The sequence below is a fragment of the Helicobacter labacensis genome (assembly GCF_003660285.1).
Taxonomy (GTDB): Bacteria; Campylobacterota; Campylobacteria; order Campylobacterales; family Helicobacteraceae; genus Helicobacter; species Helicobacter labacensis.
The window spans coordinates 192,804-200,461 of sequence record NZ_QXQQ01000001.1; the positions used below are offsets into that span (position 1 = coordinate 192,804).

The 7,658-nt window shown below is 46.6% G+C and carries 9 protein-coding genes; 7 read left to right on the forward strand and 2 right to left on the reverse strand.

The features are described from left to right. Positions 1 to 6 precede the first annotated feature (6 nt). Entirely contained in the window at positions 7 to 1,311 is a 1,305-nt protein-coding gene (gene dnaA / locus EAO33_RS00950) for a chromosomal replication initiator protein DnaA (RefSeq protein WP_120944084.1), read from the forward strand. A 15-nt stretch (positions 1,312 to 1,326) separates the two neighbouring features. Here dnaA and EAO33_RS00955 read toward each other — a convergent pair whose 3' ends face one another. Next, positions 1,327 to 2,277 carry an SMP-30/gluconolactonase/LRE family protein gene (locus tag EAO33_RS00955; protein ID WP_120944086.1) on the reverse strand — a complete coding sequence of 317 codons (951 nt, stop codon included), beginning with the start codon at positions 2,275 to 2,277 and terminating at the stop codon, positions 1,327 to 1,329. Positions 2,278 to 2,381: 104 nt separating this feature from the next. Here EAO33_RS00955 and EAO33_RS00960 point away from each other — a divergent pair, with 104 nt between their 5' ends. The 6 genes from EAO33_RS00960 to EAO33_RS00985 are packed head-to-tail and all read left to right on the forward strand — an operon-like array spanning position 2,382 to position 7,280. Beyond that, positions 2,382 to 2,870, forward strand: a complete 489-nt coding sequence (locus EAO33_RS00960; RefSeq protein ID WP_120944088.1) for a KdsC family phosphatase — start codon at positions 2,382 to 2,384, stop codon at positions 2,868 to 2,870. Continuing rightward, a complete protein-coding gene (locus tag EAO33_RS00965) occupies positions 2,871 to 4,094 on the forward strand; it encodes a glycosyltransferase (protein ID WP_120944090.1) in 1,224 nt (407 codons plus the stop codon). Further along, positions 4,084 to 5,004 carry a glycosyltransferase family 2 protein gene (locus tag EAO33_RS00970; RefSeq protein ID WP_120944092.1) on the forward strand — a complete coding sequence of 307 codons (921 nt, stop codon included), beginning with the start codon at positions 4,084 to 4,086 and terminating at the stop codon, positions 5,002 to 5,004. The genes EAO33_RS00965 and EAO33_RS00970 overlap by 11 nt, the downstream gene beginning before the upstream one ends. After that, positions 4,986 to 6,020 carry a glycosyltransferase family 4 protein gene (locus EAO33_RS00975; protein ID WP_120944094.1) on the forward strand — a complete coding sequence of 345 codons (1,035 nt, stop codon included), beginning with the start codon at positions 4,986 to 4,988 and terminating at the stop codon, positions 6,018 to 6,020. Before EAO33_RS00970 ends, EAO33_RS00975 begins: the two co-directional genes overlap by 19 nt. After that, positions 6,017 to 6,757, forward strand: coding sequence for a glycosyltransferase family 2 protein (locus tag EAO33_RS00980; RefSeq protein ID WP_120944096.1), 741 nt, complete (start codon positions 6,017 to 6,019; stop codon positions 6,755 to 6,757). Before EAO33_RS00975 ends, EAO33_RS00980 begins: the two co-directional genes overlap by 4 nt. Before the next feature lie 52 nt (positions 6,758 to 6,809). Next, positions 6,810 to 7,280: an SLC13 family permease gene (locus tag EAO33_RS00985; protein WP_120944098.1), complete on the forward strand. Its 471-nt coding sequence runs from the start codon at positions 6,810 to 6,812 to the stop codon at positions 7,278 to 7,280. Between the two features lie 30 nt (positions 7,281 to 7,310). On the opposite strand, the gene EAO33_RS00990 is transcribed toward EAO33_RS00985, so the two are convergent. Then, the coding region (locus tag EAO33_RS00990) for a transposase (RefSeq protein ID WP_235852960.1) at positions 7,311 to 7,658 on the reverse strand (348 nt) is incomplete at its 5' end.

Here is a 7,658-nt window from a genome sequence, read left to right on the forward strand (position 1 = left end):
GCGCGCTTGATCGAGCAAATCTGGGACGCTGTAAAGTTGGGTGTGAGCGAATACGAGTTTAAGACTTACATGCAACTCTTACACTACGATGCGCATGCCTCTAAAGCTGATCTCTTTGTCTTTTACGCACCCAATGTGTTGGTGTGCCATTACATCAGCGCTAAATACCGCACCCTTTTAGAAACCGCTATTGGCGCGCACAAGGGTTACAAAGTGCAGGTGCAGGTGCGCCCCAAGAGCCAGCAAAATCCCACCCCTCCCAAACCCCTCATCTTAGCCAAAAATAACCCCACTCTCAACCCTGTTTTTCGTTTTGAAAGCTTGGTGGTGGGGGCGTGTAACCAAATGGCAATCAAAATCGCCACCCAAGTGGCGCGCCAAAGAGGGGTGTATAATCCGGTGTTGTTTGTGGGCGGGGTGGGCTTGGGTAAAACCCACTTGCTCAATGCTATTGGGAATTACGCCTGCGATCAACTCAAGAGTGTGCTTTATGTGAGCGCTGAACAATTTCTCAACGATTATGTGTCTGGGTTAAACCACCATAGCATGGATAAGTTCCAAGAGAAATACCGCTCCTGTGATTACCTCTTGATTGATGATGTGCAATTTTTTGGCGGCAAAGAGAAGGTGCAAGAAGAGTTTTTCCACACCTTTAACGCCTTGCACACCCAAAATAAGCAAATTGTGATGAGCTCAGACAAACCCCCTAAGGACATCAAGGGTTTGGCTGAGCGACTCTTATCACGCTTTGAGATGGGGATGATTGCCAGCGTGCATCCCCCCACTTTAGAGACAAAACTCGCCATTATTGAGCAAAAGTGCGCTCTTGATCGCATTTGTCTACCTCAAGAGGTCTTGCACTATTTGGCTAGCCATTTAAATGAGAATATCCGCCAAATTGAGGGCACAATCTTGCGCCTAAGCGCGACTGCCACTCTCAGCCACCAACCCATTAGTCTAGAGATGGCACAAGGCATCGTGCAAGAAACGACCAAGGAGCGCGCCCAAGAAATTAGCTTGGAGCGCATTTTGAGGGTGGTTGCCTCCAGCCTCAATCTCAAAGCCTCTCAGATTCAAAGCAACGCGCGCACCCGTCAAGTCAGTTTGGCTAAAAAGAGTGTGATCTATTTAGCCCGCCAGCTTACCCCCCACTCTAGCGTAGCCATTGCGCAATTTTTAGGGCTCAAAGACCACAGCGCGGTGAGCAAGTCCTTAAAACTCATGCAAGAGAGCGTCCTTAGCGATCCTCAAAGCAAAGCCCTCTTAGAAGAGATGGCGCACAAACTCCAAACCTTAGAGTCCACAAGTTAGACAAACCTCAGTCCCTTAGTCGCTCTGCTTTGATCCTAGTTTAAACATGTAGAGTTTAGAATCTGAAGTAACAAAGAGGGCGGGGGTTTTAGAATCAAAGGCTAAATTACTCACCACTTGGGGCAGAATGATTTCGCCTAACATCTTGCCTTGGGGGTTGAAAACCTGAATGCCATGCCCATTACTAGCCCATAGATTGCCCTGTGAATCGACCTTGATGCCATCTGGAAAACCCGGAGCGATCACGGCAAACACCCGTTCGTTGTGTAAGCTTTGATCGGGGAAAATGTCGTAGGCTAAAATCTGGTGTTTTAAATTTAAATCGCTAGGATCGTAGGCAAGTTGGCTATCAGCAATGTAGAGAATTTTTTCATCAGGGCTTAGGGCTAGCCCGTTGGGGCTTTTGAGTGAGGGGGTGTTGAGCCGTGTTACTTGTTTGGTATTGGGATCGTAGCGGTAGATAAATTCGCCCTCTTGGGTGGCGATCTGTCCTGATCCAAGCAAGCCAAATTTGGGATCGCTAAAATAGATATGGCCCTGGTGATCCACAATCACATCATTGGGGCTATTGAAGCGTTTGTGGTGGTAAGTGCTTGCCAACACATGCCAATGTCCATGTTCTAGGCGTTCTAAATCCCTATTGCCATGACTAACTGCCACTAAGCGCCCCTTAGTATCTAGGGCATGCCCGTTTTGGTGGTGCGATGGCTGGAACCACACCCGCATTTTAAATTTATGGTGGATTCTTTGGAATAACAAGACCTCATTGCCTTCTACATCGCTCACCACCAAATCGCCATTAGGAAGCACCTGCGGTCCTTCAAGCCACAACCCCCGGTGATAAAGAATTTTAGGCTGGGTGTGGGTGTTGATTAGGGTGCTAAATGTTTTGTCATAAACCTTAAAAGTTGCCTCCTGTGCGCACAACACAATGCACAGACACAACCACGCTATAAGTTTTTCCATGCCTGCTATTTTAATGTTTCTTGGCTAATAAAAACGCTTATGCTAATCCATGGCGACTCAAGCTGTGCTAAAATACCTCTTATTTTCCAAACTAAAGGAATGTCATGTGCCAGATTAAAGTCTTTTTGTGCGATTGCGATGGCACGCTTACAGACGGGGGGATGTATTATTTAGAGGACGGACAGCAGTTTAAAAAATTCAGTGTCGCCGATGGGATCGGCTTTGAACTACTCAAAGCGGCCGGGATTAAAACGGGTATTTTAACGGGCGAGGTTACGCCCATAGTCGAGCACCGCGCCAAAAAGCTCAAGGTAGATTATTTGTATCAAGGCTGTAACCCGCAGGGCAAATTAGACGCTGCGCGTGAAATTTGCGCACAAGAAAACATTAGCTTAGAACAAGTGGCGTATGTGGGCGATGATCTCAACGATTTACCCGTGCTAGAGTGTGTGGGCTTTAAGGGTTGTGTGTTAAACGCACACGCCCACCTAAAAGCCCTACCCGGGATCACAATCTCGCCTAAAAAGGGCGGTGAGGGGGGCGTGCGGGCATTGATTGATTTGTGGCTAAACAACCCTAGAGTGCTTGGTTAAGTGAAAGTCCTCCACCTCAACGCCACGCTCACCGGGGGGGCGGCGCGCGCGTGTTTGCGCCTACACACAGCCCTTTTAAAAGAGGGGGTTAATAGCTTTGTGTGGGTGCAAGATGGGCGGGGGGCAAATTTAGAGCCCAATATCTTAAGCCCAAAGACTAGGCTAGCTAAAGCGTGGGCGTTTATGCGTCCTTACTTAGACAAAGCCCCGATTTTGCTCTACCCACAGCGCAAAAAAGGCACTTTTAATTTGGGCTGGTTGCCTTTTAGTTTGCCCTTAAGTGTGATTAAGTCTTTAAAGCCCGACATTGTGCATTTGCACTGGCTGGGGCGGGGGGCTTTGGCTTTAGGAGATTTACCCAAGATTAAAGCCCCTTTAGTGTGGAGTTTGCATGACATGTGGGCTTTTAGTGGGGGCGATCACTATCATGGCAACGAAGCCGAGCATATTTATGATCACTCTTGCATTTTAAACAGCCCCTTTAAGCGGGATTTAGCCACTTTGGGCTTTTGGCTAAAAAAACGCGCCTATGCCAAAATTCCTCACCTAAGCGTGGTGGGGGTGAGTTCTTGGATTTCTGAGCGCGCTAGCCAAAGCGCGCTTTTAAAAGATAAAACCCATGTGGTGATCCCTAATCCTATTAATACAGAACAATACAAACCCCTAGATAAAACCTTTTGCCGACAACTCTTAGGGTTACCCTTGTTACAACAATTAATAGGCTTTGGGGCAATGGACACAAGTAATCCCATTAAGGGGGGTGATTTATTGTTACAAGTCCTAAAGGGGTTGGATTTTAAGGGGGCTTGCGTGGTCTTTGGCAAGGGGGGGTTACAAAACTTGCCGCTTAAAACCTATACGCTAGGCGCATTGCGCGATCCAGCAAGTTTAATCGCCCTCTATAACGCCTTAGATGTGGTGGTGGTGCCCAGCCGTCAAGAAAGTTTGGGATATGTAGCTATGGAGAGTCTAGCCTGTGGCACACCCGTAGTAGCCTTTGCTACAAGTGGGTTGCTTGATTTAATTTTACATCAACACAATGGCTATTTAGCCCGCCCTTTTGATATTACAGATTTAAAAACGGGGATTGAGTGGGTATTAAACGCGCCTGATTATGCCCAACTCTGCGCCAACGCGCGCGCGCATGTGCTGGAGAATTTTAGCGAAGCGGTGGTGGCGCAAAGAATGCTAGCTTTGTATGAGGAAATTTTGCATGGAATTTGAATGCCTAGATACGCGCTTTAGCACCACCCAAAGGCTTTTTAGACAAGTGCCAAAGCTAGAGAGTGCTGGGCTTTTTGAAAGGCTTATAACCTATCCTAATGCAGATTTGCAAGGGGGCTTACGCACCAAGGGGTTTTTTAAACAAAGTTCTGCCGATTGCCCACTTGTAAGCGTCATTATGGCGACTTTAAATAGCCAAGAGTTTTTAGAAGAGACCTTGCAAAGCATTTTTGAGCAAACTTACCCTAACTTAGAATTGTTAATCATTGATGGGGCATCTAGCGATGGGACTTTGCAGATTTTGCAAAGGCATGCCGACAAAATTGATTACTTTATGAGTCTTAAAGATAGGGGCATTGCGCAGGCTTTCAATCGGGGCGTGTGTTTGGCTTTTGGGGATTATATTAATTTTCAAGGCGATGGGGATGGATTTGTTGCCCCTAATGCTTTAAAGGAAGTGATGGCAGGCGTGCAGGGGGAAATGCTTGTGAGCGCACGGGTGGTGCGCGTAGATGAACAAGGGAAGGTGCTCTACACCTCTGAGAATTTGCACGGGTTTAATAAAAGTGTGTTGCGTTGGCACATGATCCACCACCAAGGGCTGTTGACTCATAAGGATTATTTTAACACCTATGGGCTTTTTGATGAAGATTTGATCTTTAGCATGGATTATGAACATCTCTTGCGCGCTTACCACAATTTCCCCTCTTTTTTAGCCAAAGAAAATGTCTTAGCCCAATGGCGTGATGATGGACTAGGCACGCATAAAGAATTAGAGATTTTTAAAGAATGGGCGCACATTAAGCGCAAGAACAAAATCGCCCCGCCTCTGGTTCTCAAAGCTATAGAGGGGTGGATTCTAGCTAAGTTCTACATTAAAAAGGTCTTAGGGTGGCGGGGCAAACACTAGATTACTTCATTATCACCCCCCTGCCCGTCTTTTATAAAATCAATCTTTACAACGCCCTAGCCCAGCGTTTAAAAATCTTTGTGGTGTTTTTGGCTAGCGACACCAAAGAAACCCGCGCTAAGGATTTTAGCACCTTAGATCACGCACAATTTGCTTATAAAGTGTTGTTTTGTGGGGTTTTGCAAGAGCGCCCCTTGTGGGGCAATGTTGCCAAACTCTTTAAGATTTTAAGGCAACACCCCTATCAAAGATTATTGCTTGGGGGGTGGGATTGTGTGGAGTTTTGGGCGGGGTGGGCTTTTAGCGCGAAATCTAAAAATGCCATAGTGGTGGAGTCGAGCATTCAAGAGAGTGTTATAAGCGGGCTAAAGGCGTGGGTGAAGAAAATCTTTTTAGCCCGTGTGTCTGTGGGTTTTGTGTGTGGCAATTTGCACGCACAACTCTTAGAAGCTTTGGGCTTTAAGGGGGTTACCAAAACCACGCACGGGGTGGGGATCATCAACCCCTCTAGCTTAAAAAGAGAGCCACGCCCCTATGCCCAAAAATTTATCTGTATCGCCCGCTTAACCCCTGTAAAAAATTTAGAGTTTTTACTGAGGGTCTTTGCCAACTTGCCCGACTTGTCTTTAAGCCTTGTGGGCGCGGGGGAGTTAGAATCCCAGTTAAAACAAATGGCTAGTGCTAATGTGTCTTTTTTAGGGGCGATGCCAAATAAGCAATTAAACGCCCTCTTATGCGCTCACGATGTGCTGATTTTGCCAAGCATTGCCGAGCCTTGGGGTTTGGTGGTGGAGGAGGCTTTAAGCGTGGGTGTGCCTGTACTGGTGAGCCGGGCTTGTGGGGCTAGTGTGCTGGTGCAAAATGGGGTCAATGGGTTTGTTTTTGATCCACAAGATGAGGGGGCTTTAAAAGCACTTTTGCAGAGTTTAGAAAACTCTTATCCCACGCTTTTAAAGGGGGCGAGTGCGTGGGACTTGTGCGCCAAAGATGTAAAACAAGTGGAGGCGTATTTGTGAGGATCTCTCTGATTACGCCCGTTTTGAACGGGGCAAAGAGCATTCAAGCCACTCTTAAATCTGTGGCGATGCAAAGCATGCCCCCTATGGAGCATTTAATCCTAGATGGGGGGAGTGTGGATGGCACGCTCGAGATTTTAAAAACTTATCCCCATTTGCAAGTTTTTAGCGCGCCCGATCAAGGGCTTTATGATGCCATGAATAAGGGCATTGCGCGCGCTCAAGGGGAGATTATAGGGATACTCAATAGCGATGATGTCTATGCGCATGCGCGGGTGTTAGAACAGGTTACAAAGACTTTTGAAAAGAACCCACAGGCGGATATGGTCTATGCGGATTTAGTGTATATCAAAAATAACCGTATTGTGCGCCACTATAAAAGCGGGGCATTTAGCAAAGAGGGCTTTTTTTATGGCAAGGTCCCAGCACACCCGACCCTTTTTGTGCGTAAAGAAGTTTATGATCGTTTTGGGGGCTATAAAATTGATTATAAAATTTCTGCGGATTATGAGTTTTTGCTACGCACTTTGTATGTGGGGGGCTTAAGGGCGGTGTATGTGCCACAGGTGTGGGTGAAAATGGGCGTGGGGGGGGTGAGCACACGCGGGCTTAAAAGCCTTTGGATGGCTAATGTAGAAAATTTGCGCGCGTGTAGAGAGAATGGGCTCAGGGCGCACTGGGGGACGATGTTATTAAAATACCCTTACAAAATCCTAGGATTGTTCAAAAAGTCTTAAAATTAAGATGACTAACATTTAATAGACTAACATTTAAAATCTAGGAGTGTGGATGGCAAAGGTTTTATCTCTTTGGCGTTATTTCTTGCCCGTCATGGTGGCTGTTGGGTTATGGCTCTTGCCCACGCCTGAGGGTTTAAGCCCACTATCTTGGCTATATTTTAGTATCTTTATGGGCATGGTGCTAGGTCTTATCATTGAGCCCGTGCCCGCCTCTTTTGTAGCCGTGATTGGGGTGGTGCTGTGTGTGCTCTTGCGCATTGGTCCTAGCACACAACAGGTCAGCCCAGGGGAGGCGATTAACTGGGGCTTAAGCGGTTTTGCCAATAAAACCGTGTGGTTAGTCTTCATCGCCTTCATGTTAGGTTTAGGGTATGAAAAAAGCGGGTTAGGCAAGCGCATTGCCCTATGGCTCATCGCTTTGTTGGGCAAAACCACTTTGGGGCTAGGCTATGCGGTTGCCCTAGCGGATTTAATCCTAGCTCCCTTCATCCGCTCCTACAAACCCATAAAATCATACTAAATCCTATAAAACCCTATAAACTTAAAAAAATTATAGAGAATAGGCAGTTGATTTCTGTTGTATTCCTGTTTCAACCATACTGGTTACTAGCTGATTCTTTGACAAATCCGCCAATAGAGCCGTTATGTCCGCAGGCGTAAATTCGGTAGGAGCTCTACCTACTAAATGCTTAACTAGATTAACACTAGCGTTAAAATCTCTATCCACTACAACACCGCACGCCTCGCATTGATACACCCTATCACTCAATTTCAAAGTGGTTTTAACATTGCCACAACCAGAACAAGTTTTAGAGCTAGGATAAAAAGCATCCACCCGCTTAACCTCACGCCCATAGTATTTGGCTTTATATTCTAGCAAGGTGTTAAAAGCAGAGAT